Source organism: Parachryseolinea silvisoli (assembly GCF_021190955.1).
GTDB classification, from domain to species: Bacteria; Bacteroidota; Bacteroidia; order Cytophagales; family Cyclobacteriaceae; genus Ohtaekwangia; species Ohtaekwangia silvisoli.
The window spans coordinates 264,180-285,049 of sequence record NZ_JAIOAO010000003.1; the positions used below are offsets into that span (position 1 = coordinate 264,180).

The following is a 20,870-nucleotide window of genomic DNA, read 5'->3' on the forward strand; positions in this document are numbered from 1 at the left end:
TCGTGAAACCCTTAATCGAGATAGAAGGCTTTCTTGCAGTATGCTAATCTGCATTGGGGTGAGAGAATTTATGTTATCCTTTTAAATGTGTTCGTCAAATAAAAAGTGATCCGGCTGAAATGGCCATACATGATATAAGTGTTGAATATGAGATGGGAGTACATCGCTTAAATGATCAGTTTACAATCTTTTACAGATGAACGGATCATTTATAGAGAATCTTCGAGATTCCGTTGGAAAGTTAATGAAGCTAAAAATTTTTCTGCGTAAAAGCTATATCTACAAGAGACTATTTCAGTGGTAAAATGTTTGAGCGTCACTTTGACCCGCTTAACAAATTGGGTGGAGCAAGCTCATAGAATGGGATTGCCCAGGCCCGCTGTGTTTTCGCACATGGGTGGCGGGGAGGCCTTTTAAATCCAAATACCCCCCATGGTTTACACAAATACCCCCATTGCAAGCCAGAGGGGTTGTGGTAACTTGGCTGTCCGGACTTAGCTGTGGGGACCATGAATTGTGATACGAACGGATATTGTTTTTCGCACGCGTTGCGCGGACTGATATTGGGCGCAGCTGTACTGTTGCTGACCGCGTTTATACCGCACGAGCCTAAGAGCCGCATTCGGCATTACGGCATTCGGGAGGGTCTTTCGCAGGGCGTGGTTAATAGTATGACGCAGGATGAGCAATCGCTGATGTGGTTTGCGACCGAGGACGGTCTGAACCGCTTTGATGGCTACTCTTTTAAGGTCTTTAAATACGACCCCGACCAGGTTCGGGGGCTGGCAGACAACTTCATTCAAAGTATTTTTAAAGACTCGCGCGGGGCGTTTTGGGTTTCTTCTCGCAAGGGGCTGCACCTCTTCGACCAGCTCAAGGAACAGTTTACGTTGTATAAACACCCGCTGCCGTCGGATGCGAAGGGCGTTGGGAACGACGTGAGTTTTATTGCCGAGGGGGGCGCGAGCAATTTGTGGGTGGCGTGGTATGGGGCAGGTTTTGCGTCGTTTGATAAGACTACCCATACTTTCACACCATACACTGACAAAACGTTGGCTGGGCTTACGAGTACGCAGACGCTGACGTTGCTGGAAGATAAGTTTGGGTTACTGTGGGTGGGGACCCAGAACGGCGGGCTTGACGTGTTCCAGGTGAGCAAGGGGAAGATCGAAAAAAAACATGAGAGTTTGTCGGATAAGAAGCTGCTGCCGTCGCATACGGTGCGGTGTTTTGCGGAGGACCAGGCGGGTAACCTATGGATCGGTACGGCCAATGGGTTGGTGCTGTACAAGCGGCAGGAGAACACTTTTTATACCTTCAACGACGCACAGTTCGGCATTGCGGGCAGGAGCATCTTTACCCTACTGGCCGATAGCCATGAAAACCTTTGGATCGGCGTGCAAGGTGGTGGCCTTTATGCGTTAGACCTGCGGCAGCTCGGTAGTCGCAATCTGGACGATATCATCTTTAAGCGTATTCAGAATCTGGACACTTACAATATCTCCAAACACACTATTCTGTCACTGTACGAAGACAAAGACAAGAACCTATGGGTGGGTACGTTTGGTGATGGCGTGTATATGATAAGTGGCTTGCGGGAGAAGTTTATAAAGTTTCAGCGCAAGCAGTATACCGACGAGTCGCTTAGTTATGTGCAATACTACGGTATGTGCTATGATGCCGACGGCAGCTTGTGGCTGGGTACCGATGGCGACGGTATATACCGCGCGCGTAGTACTGGCGAGACCATCGGGCATTACAAGGCTGACGGGCGCGCGGGAAGTCTGAAAGACAACGCTGTGCTCAGTGCTTTTCGTGATCACCATAACAATCTGTGGTTCGGTACCTATTCACAGGGATTGTTTCGCTATGACAACGAGCACGACCGTTTCGAGCACTACCGTTACCTGGGCGACCCGGCGCTGACGGGGGGGCACGACGTACGTGTGATCTTCGAAGACGCGCAGCACACATTGTGGGTGGGTACCAACCGCGGGGGGCTTTGTCGGGTGGATGAAACGCGTCGCGGCTACAGCCAGGTGCCGGGGTCCACGGGGGTACTGCACGATGGCGACATCCGCGCGATTGCGGAGGACAGTATTGGTGGTTTATGGCTAGGCTGTTACGGCGATGGCGTGCATTATCGGGCGGCGGGCGCAGCGCAGTCCCAACGATACTTCTATTCGTCGGATGCAAAAGATCAACTCAAAAGCAATGTGATCTTTGCATTGCGTTTCGACCGTAAGGGTATGCTATGGATCGGTACCGGAGGGGGAGGGTTGAGTGTATACAACCCGGGTCGGAAAGCGCTGCGCCGCTTTAGTGACAAACACGGGTTGGCGAACAATACAGTCTATGCTATTCTGGCGGACCATACCGACAATCTGTGGCTTAGCACCAACAAAGGTATTTCGAAGTATGATCCTGTGACGGAGAAGTTTACCAATTACGACGTGAACGATGGTTTGCAAGAGGGGCAGTTCAACCCGGGGGCAGCGCTGTACAACGACCTGACGGGGTATATGTGCTTTGGCGGTACGATGGCCTGCAACCTTTTTTATCCCGACCAGGTGGAACAGGATATTAAGAAGCCGCGCGTGATGATTTCGGGTTTTCAGCTGTTCAACAAACCGGTGGAAGTAAATGCCCGCAACGACAGCGACTTTGTGCTACGCCAGGTTATCAGCCGCACGCCGGCCATTGCGTTGACGCACGATCAGTCGGTGTTTACGTTTGACTTTGTAGGCATTAACTATAGCTATCCCGAGAAGAATGTGTATGCCTACAAGCTGGAAGGGCTGGATCATGACTGGAACTATGTCGGCGCGCAGCGCTCGGCCACGTATCGTTACGTAGCGCCCGGCGACTACATATTTAAAGTCAAGGCGTCTAATCAGGAGAATGCCTGGAGCGACGAGTATGCGAGTATTGCCGTAACCATCCTGCCGCCGTTTTGGCGCACACCGCTGGCGTATTGTTTGTATGTGGTGGTCGCGGGGGGACTGTGTTTCGCGGTGGTAACTGTGCGTAGGAAACAAACTATCCTGCGGAAGCGGCTCAAGATCGAAAAAGCGCAACGCAAGCGCGAGCGGCGGATGGTGCAAGAGAAGCTGACCTTCTTTACCGAGATTAGCCACGAGTTTCGTACACCGCTGACGCTGATGATCGGCCCGTTGGAAGAGATGGTGACGCGCGAGGGGAGCTATACTCCGAACGGCCGTAAACTGAAGATGGTATACCGCAATGCGCACAAGTTGCTGAACCTGATCAATAAGCTGCTGGACTATCGTAAGATCGAAAGCGGCAACATCGTTCTTCACGTGACGGAAGACGATCTGGTAGCTTTTGTGGAAGAGATCTGTATTACTTTTCAGGAACTGGCTTCGCGTAAGAACGTTGCCTTCCGGTTTTATTCCGATGTGCCGTCGTTGCAGGTATGGTTTGATAAAGAGAAGATGGAGATGGTGATTACGAATATCATTTCCAATTCCTTTAAATATATCGGCAAGGGCAGTGAAATCAGCGTATCGCTGCACCGGCAGGTGTCTGAAAAGTGGCCGCAGGGCAAGGTGTCGATCAAGGTGAAAGACAATGGCATCGGCATTCCGCGTAAACAACTGGGAAGTGTATTCGATTGGTTTTACCGTGGCGACAGCTCCGGGCCGATGAGCTCGGGCATTGGCCTGGCGCTGGCTAAGAAGCTGGTTAACTTGCACCGGGGGGAGATTTATGTTGAAAGCACGGAAGGGAGTGGTTCGACGTTCAGCGTGAAGCTTCCGCTGGGTAAGGACCATTTCAAACCGAACGAGATTGTGCCTGATGCCGGTGAGGACAAGTTCCTGCTACAACCCGGGGGCGTCGTCGTGCCTACCCCGCCGTTGCTACTCGAAGAGGCTGCGGACGATGTCACCGGTCGCAAGGGACAGCGTTGTCTGCTGATTGTAGAGGATGATGAAGACATCCGTACGTTTTTACGCGAATACCTGGCGAAAGACTACCGCGTGATGGAGGCGGTGGAAGGGGGGGAGGGACTTACCCTGGCCGCCGAACACCACATCGACCTGGTGATCAGCGACATTATGATGCCGGGCATGAACGGCATTGACTTTTGTCGTGAGTTGAAACACAATATCCGCACGAGCCATATTCCGGTGGTATTGCTGACGGCCAAAACATCGCTAACCCATCACAAGGAGGGGATCGAGATCGGCGGCGACGCCTACATTACCAAGCCGTTTAGTCCGGAGATGCTTACGCTGACGATCAATAACCTGCTGCAGTCACGCGAGACCCTTAAGCGTTTTTACCGCAACCTGTTTACAGCTCAAACGCCCGGACCGGAGCCGTTGGCGTCGCAATCTCCCGACGAGAAATTTCTGCACACTATTTATGAAATGCTGCTGACCAACCTCGACCACAAGGATTTCAATGTAAACGAACTGTGCGAGGCGCTCAACATGAGCCGCTCTTTATTATATAAGAAGGTGAAAATGCTGACCGGCCTCTCGCCGGTGGAGTATCTGCGGTCTCTCCGCATGCAGGAGGCGGCCAAGCTGCTGAAGTCCAAAAAATATAAAGTCTTTGAGGTTGTGTACATGGTTGGCTTCTCGGACCTGAAGTATTTCCGGCAGTGTTTTGTCAAGGAATTTGGCTATTCGCCGTCTGACTTTCTGAAAAACGCGGGGGAGACGGGTTAATCTTTGACCTGCTTCGGAGCCGATACCCCCTGTACGTACTTTTTTATGGAGTAGACCGCTAAAAAGACGCCAATAGAGCGTTTCTGGGGCCCTTACCCATCCGCCCCTCACGAAATACAAGTTCACCCCCGCTCATAGCAAACGATTTCGGTCACTTTTATGCAATGGTTTGCAGAAGCCATTTCCCATACCTAATAAACAAACCTATGATGAAAAAACATTTACTAAACATCCTGGCGCCCCGGGTGCTGCTCCTCGTGGCAGTCTGTGGCGGCCTGCTTTGTTCCGGCTCCCTGCGAGCGCAAACGGAGGTGACCGTGACGGGCGTCATCACGGCTCAAGAGGACAATGCACCCCTGCCAGGGGTGAGCGTGATTGTGAAAGGGACCTCGCAAGGCACGACTACCGACACCGATGGACGTTATAGCCTGCGCGTGTCTGGCAAGGACCCGGTGCTCATCTTTACCTTTATTGGCTATACCTCTCAGGAGGTGCCCCTGGGTACCAGGACTTCTATCGATGTTGCCCTGGTGACGGATATCGAGACCCTGTCGGAAGTTGTGGTGGTAGGATACGGTGAGCAGAAACGCGAGACCCTGACCGGATCGGTTTCGCAAGTGAAAGGCGGTGACCTCGTCAAGAGTCCGCAAACCAACGTGTCCAACTCCCTGGCGGGCCGCTTTTCGGGCATCATTGCCAGCAACCGTGGCGGTGAGCCCGGCTACGACGGCAGCAGCTATAACATTCGTGGTCTGGCCACTACCGGTAATAACGACGTGCTGGTGGTTATCGACGGTATACCGGGCCAGCTCGGTGGCCTGGAGCGACTTAATCCAAACGACATTGAAAGCATTTCGATTCTGAAAGACGCTTCTGCCGCTGTGTACGGCAGTCGCGCTGCTAACGGCGTAATACTCGTGACCACCAAACGCGGCAAGAGCGGCAAGCCTACGATTTCGTACAGCTTCAACCAGGGCTTTTCGTCGCCGACCCGGTTGCCCGACATGGCCGATGCCTTTACGTATGCGACCATTCAGAACGAGATAGATTACTATAACAATAAGGCGGGCGGCATGAACCAGCACTATAGCGAAGAGCAGCTGCAGCGCTTCCGCGATGGTTCGGACCCCGTCAATTATCCCAACACCAACTGGGCGGACGAAACTCTCAAGTCTGTTGCACTGCAAAACCAGCAGAACCTTTCCATTAATGGTGGTACGGAAGACATTCGCTACTATGTATCGCTCGGCAAAATATACCAGGATGGTCTGTACCGCCACGGTGCGACGAAGTACAACCAGTATAACTTTCGGTCGAATATAGACGCCAACATCACCAAGGACTTTAAAGTATCGCTGTCGCTGGCTGGCCGCGAGGAGGACCGTATCTTTCCTACCACGGGGGCGAACGATATTTTCCGGTCCATTTACCGGGCGTACCCGACGGTCATTGCGCGTTACCCGAACGGCTTTCCGTCCACGGGCATCGAGAACAACAACCCCATTATGCTGGCGACAAGCGCCGGAGGTACGAACAAAAATCCCATCCAGGTATTCAACGGCATTTTGCGGGCAAGCTATGCTATTCCTGCGGTGAAGGGGCTTTCCGTGGACGGCTTTTATGCGGTGGACAAGACCTGGAATTTTTCCAAGTCTTTTGCCCAGCCGTATGCTGTCTATGGCTATAACAGCGCGACCGATGTTTATACCCGGTCGGTTACCGGTGGATCTTCCGGTGCCGCGAAGATGACGCAGTCGCAGGAAAACAACAGCCTGATCAGTTACAACGGCAAGTTAAACTACGAGCGCCAGTTGGGCGACCACAACATCAATGCCTTTGTTGCGTACGAGCAGAGCAAAACGCATCGCGAAAAGATGGGCGCCACGCGTCTGAACTACCCCACGTCACTCACCCCTGAGCTGACCCAGGGGGGATCGGCGGCGACCGACCGTGACAACACAGGATCCAGCTATAACTATACCCGGCAAAGCTATATTGGCCGCGCAGCGTACAACTACAAAGAAAAGTATCTGGCCGAAGTGCAGGTGCGGATCGATGGCTCGTCTACCTTCCCCGACGGAGAGCAGTATGGCACTTTTCCGGCTGTTTCTGCAGGGTGGAGGATTTCGGAGGAAAGCTGGTTTGCCGACAACGTGACGTTTCTCGACGACCTCAAAATCCGCGCCTCGCACGGCCGGTTAGGAAACGACAACGTGGGGCAGTTTCAGTATTTCAACAACTACTCGTTTAACAGCGTGTACGTGATCGGAAGCGACAAGCATCCGGGCATTGATCTGACCAAATTGGCCAACCCACGGATTACCTGGGAAGTGGCCAAGAAGACGGACATTGGCCTGAACGCCACTGTGCTGCGCAACTTCTCGCTGGAGTTTATATACTTTCTTCAAGACCGCTCTAATATTTTGGCGCCGCGCAACGCTTCGATACCCGGCAGTTCGGGGATTGTTAATCCCTTTGATCCGAAGGATCCGAACAATCCCTACAACCCGCTGGTACCATCTGAAAACATCGGCGAAGTAAAAAGCCGCGGTATCGAGATGACGGTGGGGTATAAACACACCGGGGATTTTTGGTACAACGTTTCGGCCAACATGACCTATGCTAAAAGCGAGGTGATCTTTATGGATGAGGCCTCTTCGGTATTGCCGTACCAGCGTCAGACCGGCCGGCCGCTGAACAGCTACCTGCTATACAACACCATCGGTATCTTCCGTAGCGCCGCGGACCTCGACAGCTACCCGCACTTGTCAAATGCTCAACCGGGCGACCTGATCTATGAAGATTATAACGACGACGGTGAGATTACGGCCGACGACCAGGTGCGTACCAGGTATGGTAACATTCCGGAACTTACCTACGGCGTTAATGTCAACGCTGGCTGGAAGAACTTCGACGTGTCCATTCTCTTTGCGGGGCAGAGCCGCGTGAGCCAATATGTGTTGGCGGAGTCGGGCACTGTCGGTAACTTTTACAGCACTTGGGCCGACAATCGCTGGAGTCCTTCGAACGTCGACGGCAGCTACCCGCGTGTGGACACCAGGGCGTCTGCGTCCATCAATGGGTCGTATAAAAACAACTTCTGGTTGAACGACGCGTCTTTTCTGCGTCTGAAAAACATCGCTATCGGTTACAACGTGCCCGGCGCGCTGGCCTCCAGGTTGCATCTATCGAACCTGCGCGTATATGCGAATGCATTTAACCTTTTTACTATTACCAATGTGAAAGATTACGATCCGGAAGGCAGTAGCGAAAGCGGTCAGTTTTATCCGCAGCAGCGCATCATCAACGTAGGCGTCAATCTTCAGTTTTAATCATTATGACTATGAACTTTAAAGTAAAGTGTATATACCCGGTAGTCCTGGCCGCCCTTGCCTGCCTTGCCGGTGCCTGCAACGACGGGTTGCTGGATGTTGAAGCGACCGACCGTATCGGCGACGATCCGATTGTGAACGACTCGTCGCTGTTCGAAGATTTTGTGATAAACCGCTATATGGGTGTGCGCCTTCAAGACAAGGAAGCCGAAGGTACGCCGCCTGGTTTCGGACGTGGTTTTGAATACGCCCTGTGGGCGTCGCTTACCGATGAAGCTATCTACAACAACGATGATAACACCTGGGTGGTGCAACGGGGGCAACTGGCCCCGGAGAATCTTGGCATTACAGGTACACAATGGGCGCGCAGCTACCGAAGCATTCGTGAGTGTAATTATGCGCTGAGCGTGATCGACCAGGTACAGATGAGCACGACTCACAAAGCGTGGCTCACCGCAGAGTTGAAATTTATTCGTGCGTATCGCTACCACGACCTGGTGCGCAACTACGGCTCGGTGGTGCTGATGGGCGACAAGGTTTATAACCTCACCGACGACCTTATGGCCGAAGAATTGTTTGAAAAATCGAGCATCGCGGAAGGCGTACAGTATGTGGTTGCTCAGCTCGACGAAGCGGCTTCCGGGTTGCCGGCTTCGAACAACTCCACGTGGCAACTTGGCCGGGCTACCCGCGGCGCTGCGCTGGCGCTGAAAGCACGGATGCTGCTGTATGCGGCCAGTCCGTTGTACAATGCGGGCACCTGGCAGGCGGCGGCCGACGCGGCGCAAGACGTGATGGACCTGAGCTATTCGCTGCACCCCGACTACCGCTCGCTGTTCCTCTCGCCTTCCAGCAACGAGATCATCTTCGAGCGGCTGTATGCCGTCGGCGCGCGCCATGTTTGCCTTGAAATTTCCAACGGTCCGAACGGATACGGTGGCTGGGCTGGAAACTCGCCGTTACAAAATCTGGTGGATGCTTACGAAGTGAAGGTGGATGCGACCACGGCGGTGCCTTTTGATTGGGACAACGCTGCGCACAAAGCCGACCCCTATGCCAACCGTGACCCGCGTTTTAATGCCAGCGTTCTGCACAACGGTTCGGACTACCGCGGCCGTCAGATCGAAACCTTCCTGCCCGGCGGAAAAGACAGCAAAGACGGTCAGGACAATTGGAACGCCTCGAAGACGGGATACTACCTGAAGAAATTCCTGAACGATGCACTGCCTATCCAAAACCCATGGGACGTTGCCGGCACGCAGCCGTGGATCTACCTGCGGTATGCCGAGGTACTGCTGAACTACGCGGAAGCGCAGAATGAAGTGGCCGGCCCCGACGCCTCGGTGTATGACGCGATCAACCTCATACGTCAGCGCGCGGATATGCCCGACCTACCGGCGGGACTTGACAAGAACGGTATGCGCGATGCCATTCGCCGCGAACGTCAGGTGGAACTTGCCTTCGAAGAGCATCGCTTTTACGACGTGCGCCGGTGGATGATCGCCATGGACACTGAGAACGAACCCGCCTACGGTGTATCAATCACCAAAAGCGGTAATACCCTGACGTACCAGAAGGTAGTAGCGCTCGATGGACGCAAGTTTGAGGAAAAACATTACTGGCTCCCCATTCCCCGCGCGGAGATTCAATCGTCCGGCGACCGTCTGGATCAGAGCCCACATTACTAGCCCTTGTACTCACGATCCCGGGAGCAATATGCTTCCGGGATCGATGTTGAAGATATATACTATCCATGCAATCTCTCTTTACACACTTCAGACCCTGGTGCCTTGCGCTGGCGGTCCTTCTGACGACCTGCTCGCGGAATGATTCGGTCTCCGTCACGACCGACGCACGCGTTGTTACCATACACGTCGACGACCGGCGGCAGACCATCCATAACTTTGGCGGCTCGGACGCCTGGGCGTGCCAGTTTGTAGGCCAATGGCCCGACGACAAACGCCAGCGGGTAGCCGACTGGTTATTCAGTATGGACAACGACGCCAACGGAAAGCCTCAGGGCATTGGCTTGTCGCTGTGGCGCTTCAACATCGGCGCCGGCAGTGCGGCCCAGAATAATATTAGCGATGAATGGCGTCGTACGGAGGGCTTTCTCAATACCGACGGGAGCTATACCTGGACGCGGCAAGCCGGGCAGCAGTGGTTTCTGGAAGCTGCCCGCCAGCGCGGGGTGGATCGGTTTGTGGCGTTTGTGAATAGCCCCCCGGTACAACTCACCCGCAACGGCAAGGCCTACTCCGGCAACGGTGAACAGGGCAACATCTTGTCCTCACGCTATGGCGACTACGCCGTGTTTTTGGCCACAGTCGTTAAACACTTCCGTGACCAGGGAACGGTGTTTAACTACCTTAGTCCCTTTAATGAGCCACAGTGGGAGTGGACCGGCAACGGGCAGGAGGGAAGCCCCTATACCAACCAGGAGATATACGACATCACCCGCAAGCTCGACTCTGTATTCATCGCCGAGGGTCTTGCCGCCAAAATACAACTGGCCGAAGCAGGTAAAATCAACTACCTGTACGAAACGGCCGACAAGCCCACCCGCGGAAACCAGGTGGACGATTTCTTTTCGCCGACCTCACCGCGGTACGTAGGCGACATGAAGTCGGTTGATAAGGTCATCTCCGCTCACAGTTATTTCACGTCGGCACCGATGGACCAAATGCTTTCCGTCCGCAAAGCGGTAGACGCCAAGATAAAAGCATCATCCGTACCGTTGGAGTTCTGGCAAAGTGAATATTGCGTGCTTGGTGAGCAAGAAGAGATACCCGGCCCCGGTAAGGACCGCGGTATGACGACGGCTTTGTATGTGGCGCGTCTCGTTCATCACGACCTGACCGTTGCCAACGCTTCTGCATGGCACTGGTGGACGTCGCTGTCGGCATACGACTATAAGGACGGCCTGGTATATGTAGAAAAAAATAAGGCCGATGGCACGGTGGAGGACACCAAGCTGTTGTGGGCGCTGGGTAACTTTAGCCGCTTTGTGAGGCCGGGATCGGTACGAGTAGCCGTATCGTCGGACGATGTTGCGATCGATAATGTGCAGGGGCTGCTGGTGTCTGCTTATGTGCACGACGATACACACAAACTCGTTACTGTGATCGTGAACTATGGCCGGGAAGACGTGCCGTTGCATCTGTCGGTTGAGGGGCGTGCGGACGTACCGGTTATCGCCTACATTACTTCGGCCGGCGTCGGTGACGATCTGAAACCACGACCTGTGCAAGACAGTCACGAGCCTGTCACTATTCCTGGCCGGTCTGTCGTGACGCTGGTCAGCACGCTGGAGTAACATGAATGACGGCCGCGTGCCGTAGAACAATGATTTGAGACGATATAAAAACGAACGATATCTTATGATGCCTATTCTACCCGGTAAATACCTGACTGCGACATCAATCTTCCTGCTGTTTACTTCTATAATTTTGGCTATACCGCTTTGTGCGCAGCAGGGCCGCGGCATGTTGTTCAACGACGGTTGGAGATTTCACAAAGGTGATGTTGCCGGCGCGGAGAAACCTACGACCACCGATGCTTCCTGGCGTGCCCTTTCACTTCCACATGACTGGGGTGTTGAAGGGCCCTTCAGCGAAGAATGGGCCAGTGGGACGGGTTACCTGCCAGCGGGAATTGGGTGGTACCGTAAAACGTTCCATCTTGTTCCGACACAACAAAACAAAAGGCTGTACCTGTACTTCGACGGCGTATACAAAAACAGTGACGTGTGGATCAACGGCCAGCACCTCGGCAAACGCCCCAACGGTTACGCTTCGTTTTACTACGACATTACGCCGCACCTGAATAAGCAGGGCGAAAATGTCGTAGCTGTAAAGGTAGATCATACCGACTTTGGCGACTCCCGTTGGTATAGTGGTTCGGGTATCAACCGAAACGTATACCTGCTGACGTTGGCGCCGGTACACATTGGGGTATGGGGTATTGCCTTTACGACACCGGAGGTGTCTGCCACCCGTGCACGGGCCCGCCTGGCGGTGCATGTTGAGAACCAAACAAAGAAACCCGCAGCCGTGCGTGTAACTGCCCAACTGGTCGACGCGGCCGGTAAGACCGTTAGCCGTGGCGAGGGCTCCGGACACGTTGTTGTGACCGGCGGCGATGTCACGATGAACTTGGACGTCGATAAGCCGGAGCTATGGTCGCCGGAGACCCCAACACTTTATACGCTACGCACAACGTTGTCTGTAGACGGAAAGGAGACAGAAACGGTAACGGAGGCCGTCGGTTTCCGCAGCTTTCGCTTTGATGCTGCCAAAGGATTCTTTCTGAATGACCGCAACGTCAAACTCAAAGGCCTGTGTATCCACGATGACGCGGGCGCCCTTGGCTCGGCCGTTCCCGCCGATGTATGGGAGCGGCGCCTCCGGCTCTTCAAAGCCATGGGCTGCAATGCTATCCGGATGAGCCATAATCCACACCAGGATTACCTTTATGACTTATGTGACAAGCTCGGCCTGATCGTACAAGACGAAGCCTTTGACGAGTGGGAGGTAAGCAAAAACAAATGGATCAAGGGCTGGAACGTTGGGGAGCCCGGCAAGGATGGCTACAGCAAAAACTTTGCGGAGTGGGCCGACCGCGACGTGCGCGACATGATTCTGCGAAATCGTAACCGCACCTGCATTTTGATGTGGAGCATTGGCAACGAGATTGATTATCCCAACGACCCCTATACCGACGAAATTCTCAACACGGGCCGCAACCCGCAGATTTATGGAAAGGGTTATCAGGCGGGCAACCCGCCCGCCAGGCGCCTCGGCGAGATCGCGGCACACCTGGCGGGGGTGGTGAAACAATATGACACTACCCGTCCCGTGACAGCGGCCCTGGCAGGGGTGGTGATGTCCAACCTCACCACGTATCCAGAAGCGCTCGACCTGGTGGGGTATAACTACCAGGAGTACCGCTATGCCGACGATCATGATCAACACCCCCACCGAATTATTTATGGTAGTGAAAACAGCAAAGGATATGACGCCTGGGAGGCAGTGGTGAAGAATGACTTCATCGCCGGCCAGTTTCTGTGGACTGGTATCGACTTTCTCGGCGAAGCCCGCGCCTGGCCTGTACGCGGCAGTGGCGCAGGTCTGGTAGACCTGGCCGGTTTTCCGAAGCCGGAGTATTACTATCGCAAAAGCCTGTGGACCGATGAGCCGGTGATATACCTGGCGGCCGCGAAGATTTCTCATGAGGGCGCACGACGCCAGGGCGGGGGGGCCGCCGCCCACTGGAATTGGACGGCGGGTGATTCGCTCACTGTGCTGGGCTATACCAACGCCGACGAGGCGGAGTTGGTTATAAACGATCGGCTTGTTAGCCGGAAGCCGCTGCTGGAAAGTGAACAGAAGATCATCCGCTGGAAAGTTGCCTACCAGCCCGGCACTGCCACCCTCGTGGCCTATACTAAAGGCAAGGAGACAGGCCGCTATACGCTTCAAACAGCAGGCGCCGCCAGTCAGTTGACAGTGACCGTGGATCGAGCCATCCTGTCCGCAGCCCGTCGCGAGGTTGCTCACATTGTCGTGGAGGTGACGGATGCAGCGGGAAACGTGGTGCCGTCGTCGGAGCACGAAATTAGCTGCCGACTCGAAGGACCTGCCAGGCTTATCGGCCTTGAAAGTGGCGACCTGGCCAGTCATGAAGATTATAAGGGGAACAATCGAAAAGCCTTCTGTGGCAAATGGTTGGGATATATTCAGGCGGAAAACCCGGGGTCAGTGAAGGTTATTCTTTCGGCGCCTGGCCTGAATGAAGCCGAGGTGGTGTTAATGTTAAAATAGGCTTAGAGATCATGTAAGGCTACAGGCCATCATTGGTCTGAACGCAGGAAACCGGAATCCGGAAAAGCTCGTTGCAGGAGGGTGACTCGCTGGTAACGAAGGTGATTTCTAACGATATTGCTGTAGTGGTTAGGATTACCACTTCAAAATAATAGAACATTAAACCTTTAGTCTGGATGTATAGAAGAATACTACTGTTGTTGTCTTTGTGCTTTGCCGTGTTGGCTCAGGCACAGCAAACTGTCCGGCTGGAAAGCCCAGACAAGTTGCTGCAGTTGAAATTATCGCTCTCGGAGTCGGGCGAAATACAGTATAACCTGATGAAATCGGGGGTAAGGGTGCTTGAACCTTCTACGCTGGGGATTGTGATGAAAGGGCATAATTTCTCGCAAGGGATGAAATTACTCTCCCTATCGGAGCCCCTGCTCGTAAAGGACGACTATCAGATGACAAATGCAAAAAAAAGCAACATTCACTATGAGGCGAAGCAGTTGACAGCTTCATTTGCAAATACGGAGGGGAAACAGATGGATATTATCTTCCGGATGTCGGACGATGGTCTTGCCTTTCGATATTATTTCCCCTGGGTCAATCAGGAACAGGTCATCGAACGCGAAGCCACATCCTTTCACTTCAGCACAGCGGCCAGGGCATGGCTACAACCCATGAGCAAGGCCAAGGAGGGATGGAATCACACTTATCCGAGCTACGAGGAGCATTACAAACAAGATATACCGGCAGGCACAATGCCTTCTTTTCATTCCGGGTGGGTCTTCCCGGCCCTTTTCAAAACAAATGCCATCTGGGCGTTGATAACCGAAACCGGTGTAGATGAACACTACTGCGCCAGCAGGTTGTTGAACGACTCCCTGAGCAGTATCTATCACATAGGCATGCCCGATCCCAAAGAGGTGTATACGGGCGGCGGTTATCTACCGGTGAACAATCAGCCCTGGTATACTCCCTGGAGAATTATTGCGGTGGGTAGTCTTAAAAGTATCATGGAATCTACTCTCGGTACAGACCTCGCGCCGGCAAACGTGCTAAAAGATGTATCGTTTGTAAAGCCCGGGAAAGCCAGCTGGAGCTGGATCAACAGCAAGGATGAAAATATTACTTTTCGTGAACAAAGAAAATATATCGATTATGCCGCGGAGATGCATTGGCAGTATTGTCTGATCGACGTCGACTGGGATACAAAGATCGGATATGACAGCATAAAAGTTTTAAGCGATTACGCTGTAAAAAAGAATGTTGGGCTTATACTTTGGTATAACTCGGCCGGAGACTGGAATACGGTGGAGTATCATCCCAAAAATCTTCTCCTTTCGCATGAAGACCGGGTAAAGGAATTTACACGGATTCAGGGGATGGGTATTAAAGGTATAAAAGTGGATTTCTTCGGCGGCGATGGTCAAAGCGTAATGAAATACTATTTGGATATTTTAAAAGATGCGGCAGCGTATCAATTATTGGTGAATTTTCACGGCGCTACGCTTCCAAGAGGCTGGCATCGCACCTATCCTAATTTGGTCTCGGCAGAAGCAGTAATGGGTATGGAGATGGTCACGTTCAGCCAGCATCATGCCGACGTGCAAGCGAATCATTGCGCCATGCTACCCTTTACACGCAATGCCTATGATCCCATGGACTTCACGCCCATGAACTTGCATAAGCTCACCCATAGTCAATGTACAAGAAAAACTTCGGCTGCATTCGAGCTCGCGTTGTCGGTTTTGTTTTTGTCGGGGATTCAGCACTATGCGGAGTCGCCGGAGGGCATGGCAGAAGTGCCGGATGACGTAAAGAATTTCCTGCGAACCATGCCTGACCATTGGGATGACGTAACTTTCATAGACGGCTATCCCGGAAAGTATGTTGTGATTGCCAGAAGAAGTGGTAATCGCTGGTACATTGCGGGCATTAATGGAGATACCACCGGGCGGAAGATAAATCTCGATCTGGCTCCATTCAAAAAAAGTAAGGCCACACTTTACACCGAGGGGCGAAATGGGTCCCTGTTTTCAAAAGATGAATTTAACGTTTCGAAGGGGAGGAAGCGGGATCTTGTGCTCCCGGTAAATGGCGGATTTGTCATGGTTCTCGAATGATCGTAAACGAGGCATAGCCGGTACTGGCCGGCATCAATTGGCCCTGTACTCAGCGCAGGATTCTGCATCTCTATTGCTACTTGACTTTGTGATATTAATTGTGATAAATTGTATTTAGAACAATTAATAACAGCGAATGCAGGAAAAGATGCGAAGGTTATGAAGATCGACCTGTCGGGCTTCAAAGGCATTACCTCCACCGCGCATCAAACAGTCTTGCAGGGGCCTCCGGAAAAGGAAAATTCATACGACGATCAGCACCCTGTGATGTTTGTCGAATCCACGTTGAAAATAACGCGGACATTTGAGTACAATGCACCGGCGGGATCATTTACGTTGCTTCGGATCAAGGAAAGGGGTTAAAATTTTTTGCGTTTGATGAAACATGTCATTCTTTCTTCCTGTCGGAATTTTCTCCTGGTACTGCTGGTGCCTCTCCTGGAGTGCATTACCTTCTTGGCAGGGGCACAGTCGTGGAAGGCGCGCAATCCCGTAGTTTTTGCGGACGTGCCGGATATGTCCATAATTCGCGTGAAAGATGTGTACTATATGAGCAGTACCACCATGCACATGAGTCCGGGCGTACCCATCATGAAGTCGAAAGACCTGGTGAGCTGGCAGCTGGTCAACTATGCCTATGACACGTTGGCGGACATCGACGCGTTGAATCTGGTCGACGGCAAAAATTCGTACGGCAGGGGATCGTGGGCTAGCAGCATGCGGTTTCACCACGGTACCTACTACGTTACGACCTTTGCGCAGACCACGGGGAAGACCTATATTTTTACAACGCGTAACATCGAGAAAGGCCCGTGGAAAGTTTCGTCGTTCAAACCGTCCTATCACGATCATACACTCTTCTTTGATGACGATGGACGCGTGTACCTCGTCTATGGGGTGGGTACGCTGCGGCTGGTGGAACTTACAGCCGATGCTTCGGGTATAAAGCCCGGCACAACCGAGCAGGTGATCATAGAAGACGCCAGCGCACCGGCAGGTCCTGATGTCGGCCTGAAAGCGGAAGGCTCGCAGTTGTTCAAAGTGAACGGCAAATACTACCTGTTTAACATTACCTGGCCGAAAGGTGGGATGCGCACGGTGGTAATTCATCGCGCCGACAAGATAACCGGCCCGTATGAAGGCCGCCTGGCCTTGCAAGATCTTGGCGTGGCGCAAGGCGGCCTGATCGATACGCCCGACGGCAACTGGTATGCCTATTTGTTTCGCGACTTTGGTGCGGTGGGGCGCATTCCTTACCTGGTGCCGGTACAATGGGTTGACGGCTGGCCTATACTAGGGCAAAAGGGCAAGGTGCCTGTAGAGCTCAATCTTCCTTCCAGCCGGGGCCTCGTACCCGGCATCGTTGCTTCCGACGAGTTTAACAGAAGAAAACTCGATCGGCCGTTGCCGCTCGTCTGGCAATGGAACCACAATCCCGACAATACGCTTTGGTCTCTCGCCGCGAGACCTGGTTATCTACGTCTCACAACGGGTAGGATAGATACTTCTTTTCTTCAGGCGCGGAACACCCTTACGCAGCGTACGATCGGCCCAGCGTGCTCCGGCATAACCTTTCTCGATGTATCGAACATGAAGGATGGTGATTTTGCCGGCCTGGCTGTGCTGCAGAAGCGATATGGGCTTGTCGGGGTGAAGATGAGCAATGGTACGAAGAGTATTGTCATGGTCAGCGCTGAAACAGAAAGGCCGGTTGAAATAGCCCGCCTGCCGCTCAGGCTTAATGCTGTCTTCCTGAAAATCGAATGTGTCTTTAACGAACGAAACGATACCGCGTCATTCTTTTACAGCCTGGACGGAGAGTCGTGGATGACGATCGGGGCGCAACTTAAAATGAGCTATACATTGCCTCATTTTATGGGATACCGTTATGGAATCTTTCAGTATGCGAGCCAACATGTGGGCGGAAGCGTTGATTTCGATTTTTTCAGAATACAGGGGCATAGGGAGGAAAACTAGATGCCTGTGGATTACTTATCCGGTCCACCTTCCTTGAGCAAGCGCACATAATAAACGGCGCCGGCCGAGTTTTGCGGCAGTGATTGAAACTTTATCCGGATATGTTTCTTGCCCAGGATCATCGAATCAGGAATAGCATACACCATGTCAGTGAATTTTGATTGATTCCACCTCCCGGTGTTATCTTCTGTAATCAATTTCTCGTTGTCGATATAAATTTCAAACTTTCGGTTTCCCCATTCTGCTCCCCAATATCGAACCATCAGACTCAGCCCTTTTTCATTTCCTGTCGCGAGCTGATAACTGAAATGCCCTCCATCCTCAGCATCCCTCCAAAATTCGTTATGTGTAGACCCTGCTCGCGATTGATCGCTTTCCATGGCGTGATCCACTTCGGGTTGTTGCTCACCCGGTGCGACAAAGTCGATTGTTCGCTTTTGTACGGTTAGTTTTTCTTTTTCCAACCTGCCCAATGAATCGAGGTATGACTGATACTGACGAGGAGTCAAGGCCAGCCAGTACATCATATACCTGGAATCATGAATTTGATAGAACGGTTCCAACACGACGTCGGCAGCATGAATGGTGTTTAATCCGGACGTCGTAAAGGCTAAGGGCTTTCCCGATACCGGCTTGAGCTTATTGACCATCTCGGGGAGATCGTCTTCGATAATGATCGGCGCTTTGTCGATCGGAAGCCGCTCACCGTTCGCAATATGGCCCCAACGGCTGTCGTCCGCCGCTAAACCTTTTAAATCTTCGGTACCGGTTTTTGCGCCAAGCAGGATGGGGCCATGAAGTATGGCCACGTAATGGGGGACATTGGGCAGGTGTTCAATCCGACGATGCATCGGCAGCTGGATTTCCACGACATCGCCCTTTTTCCATTTCCGATTAATCGCGATATACGATGATGGTTTGGCCGTATACACAACATTTTTTCCATTAATCTTGATTTTCAATGTACCTTCGTCTACCCACGAAGGATACCGTACCATCCAGGTAAAATGCGATGCTCCTTCGGTAACCTTCAACCGGGTTTGTTGCGCATACGGAAAGTTTGTTTCTTGACGAATCCGGATACCTTTCTCCGCCCAGTGTAATTCCGACGCGACGTACAGATTCAGGAACAATGAATCGTTGTTGTGGGTGTAAATAAACTGATTGTATTTGCCGTGATTCTCCATGCCGCTACCCACGCAACACCACATCGCTTCATTGGGCGTAGCGTACACGCGGTAGTGTCGCGGACGGGCGGGTGTAAAGTAAACATACCCACCGCTAACGGGATGCTGCGTTGACAAAATATGGTTATATAACGTTCGCTCATAGTAGTCCGCATATTCCGCCGACGGATGTACACGGAACAAATCCTCGGTCAGCTTGAGCATATTATACGAGTTGCAGGTCTCGGGCCCTTCTACATCATGTACAAAATCCTCGCAGGAGGCTATCGCGGGAAAAAATTCTCGGCGGCTGTTGCCGCCAAAAGCGATCGATCGATTCTGGGTAACAGTTTCCCAGAAGAAACGGCCGGCATCTGAATATTGTTTGTCCTGCGTAAGTTCCGCGATGCGCTGAAAACCAATAGCTTTCGGCACTTGGGTATTGGCATGTTTGTTATCGAGGTTATCGATGCCCGAAGATAGGGGATCCAGAAGGGCCTTGTGTGAAAAACGTTTTGCGGCCGTCAGATATTTGACGTCCCCCGAGATCTGGTATGCATCTGCAAAAATCTCATTCATGCCACCATGCTCCATATCCAACATGGTCTGCATTTGCGCTTCCGTCAACGAGGCTGTAATTTTTATCCCCCAATCGCAAAACGTTAAAAACAGACGCCTGGCATCCTCGTCTCCGGCATATATCCACGCGTCCCGTAACCCGGCATACATCTTATGCACATTATACCACGGCACCCAGGCTGCACGGTAAGCTTTGAAATCGCCGGTACTTAACGTTGACCAGATTTCCTGGCTATGGGGCACACCCCCTACATAACCAGCGCCCCACACAGCATGATGCTTTGTATGGGAATCCTGACACGTTTTAAGAACATCGATTATATACTCCATTCTCTTCTTGCAAGCAGCGTTTGCGGTGCCTGCGTAATTCATGGCCAATGCAGACAGATAGTGTCCGCCGACATGTCCATCCAACCCCTCCCAGTTCGGATAGCTCAGCGCTTTCGGAGGCAGGCCCGCTTCTTTTAAAAACGGCGCCAGCAAGCGATCTACATCGTATTGTAGAATTACCTGGAGGTTAAGATCACGGGCATGCTTAAAAGGTCCATCCAATAATGTTACCTCGCTTAACGGAAAGATACCTTTATACAAGACGCTTTGCGCCCATATCACCCCGCCGGGCAAAGGAATACTGAGAACAACTGCTATGAGAATGAGTGTTTTTCGCATGGCGCTTTATTTTTAATCCTTCTTTATTGTCATCGCTGCGACGAAAGTTACAAATTTTATGATGGGGCAGGGGCAATTGGTAAACGGTTTCATCGAAACTCGTATAAGCATTTAGATCGGCACCAAACCGAACGCCGGCCTGCTCCAGGTACTCGACTAACCGATTTTTGGGAAAGTGCTTTGTACCATTGAAACTCATGTGCTCCATAAAATGAGCGAGCCCCTGCTGATCGTCGTACTCCAGGATCGAGCCTACCTTGTTGGCCAGGTACATCGTAACCCGTCCGGACGGCGTTGTATTCCTTCGAATGTAATACGTAAAACCATTGGGCAGCGTGCCGACGGTAACGGCGGGATTGAGCGGAATCATTTGCGCCTCCGCGCGATTGACGAGACATACCGAGCCCGCAAGGCACAGGCATGCCATAGAGATATATAAGTTCATTTAAATTTCTTTTTATAAGGTGGAAAGGCCGGGCTGCGGAGGCAGCCTGCTGACGGTATCGATCAAAGGAAT

The 20,870-nt window shown here is 52.4% G+C and carries 9 protein-coding genes and 1 pseudogene; 8 read left to right on the forward strand and 2 right to left on the reverse strand.

Annotated features, from left to right (window positions below):
- Positions 1-509 precede the first annotated feature (509 nt).
- The 8 genes from K7P01_RS18530 (at position 510) to K7P01_RS18565 (ending at position 17,939) form a co-directional block, all read left to right on the forward strand.
- Positions 510-4,697 carry a hybrid sensor histidine kinase/response regulator transcription factor gene (locus K7P01_RS18530; protein ID WP_267295785.1) on the forward strand — a complete coding sequence of 1,396 codons (4,188 nt, stop codon included), beginning with the start codon at positions 510-512 and terminating at the stop codon, positions 4,695-4,697.
- Positions 4,698-4,903: 206 nt separating this feature from the next.
- Entirely contained in the window at positions 4,904-8,029 is a 3,126-nt protein-coding gene (locus K7P01_RS18535) for a SusC/RagA family TonB-linked outer membrane protein (protein WP_267295787.1), read from the forward strand.
- An 11-nt stretch (positions 8,030-8,040) separates the two neighbouring features.
- A complete protein-coding gene (locus K7P01_RS18540) occupies positions 8,041-9,717 on the forward strand; it encodes a RagB/SusD family nutrient uptake outer membrane protein (RefSeq protein ID WP_267295789.1) in 1,677 nt (558 codons plus the stop codon).
- A gap of 65 nt (positions 9,718-9,782) precedes the next feature.
- The gene (locus K7P01_RS18545) at positions 9,783-11,345 is read left to right on the forward strand and encodes a glycoside hydrolase (protein WP_267295791.1); all 1,563 of its coding nucleotides are present in this window, start codon (positions 9,783-9,785) and stop codon (positions 11,343-11,345) included.
- Between the two features lie 64 nt (positions 11,346-11,409).
- A complete protein-coding gene (locus tag K7P01_RS18550) occupies positions 11,410-13,851 on the forward strand; it encodes a sugar-binding domain-containing protein (protein ID WP_267295793.1) in 2,442 nt (813 codons plus the stop codon).
- A gap of 176 nt (positions 13,852-14,027) precedes the next feature.
- The gene (locus tag K7P01_RS18555) at positions 14,028-15,962 is read left to right on the forward strand and encodes a glycoside hydrolase family 97 protein (RefSeq protein ID WP_267295795.1); all 1,935 of its coding nucleotides are present in this window, start codon (positions 14,028-14,030) and stop codon (positions 15,960-15,962) included.
- 159 nt (positions 15,963-16,121) lie between these two features.
- On the forward strand, positions 16,122-16,325 hold the full coding sequence (locus K7P01_RS18560) for an alpha-L-arabinofuranosidase C-terminal domain-containing protein (RefSeq protein ID WP_267295797.1): 204 nt from the start codon (positions 16,122-16,124) through the stop codon (positions 16,323-16,325).
- Positions 16,326-16,340: 15 nt separating this feature from the next.
- A complete protein-coding gene (locus K7P01_RS18565) occupies positions 16,341-17,939 on the forward strand; it encodes a glycoside hydrolase family 43 protein (RefSeq protein WP_267295799.1) in 1,599 nt (532 codons plus the stop codon).
- An 11-nt stretch (positions 17,940-17,950) separates the two neighbouring features.
- Here the strand turns inward: K7P01_RS18565 and K7P01_RS18570 are convergent, their stop codons facing one another.
- The gene (locus K7P01_RS18570; RefSeq protein ID WP_267295800.1) at positions 17,951-20,353 is read right to left on the reverse strand and encodes a glycoside hydrolase family 127 protein; all 2,403 of its coding nucleotides are present in this window, start codon (positions 20,351-20,353) and stop codon (positions 17,951-17,953) included.
- Positions 20,354-20,417: 64 nt separating this feature from the next.
- A pseudogene (locus K7P01_RS18575) lies at positions 20,418-20,780 on the reverse strand (M16 family metallopeptidase); the annotation flags it as partial.
- Between the last annotated feature and the right edge of the window lie 90 nt (positions 20,781-20,870).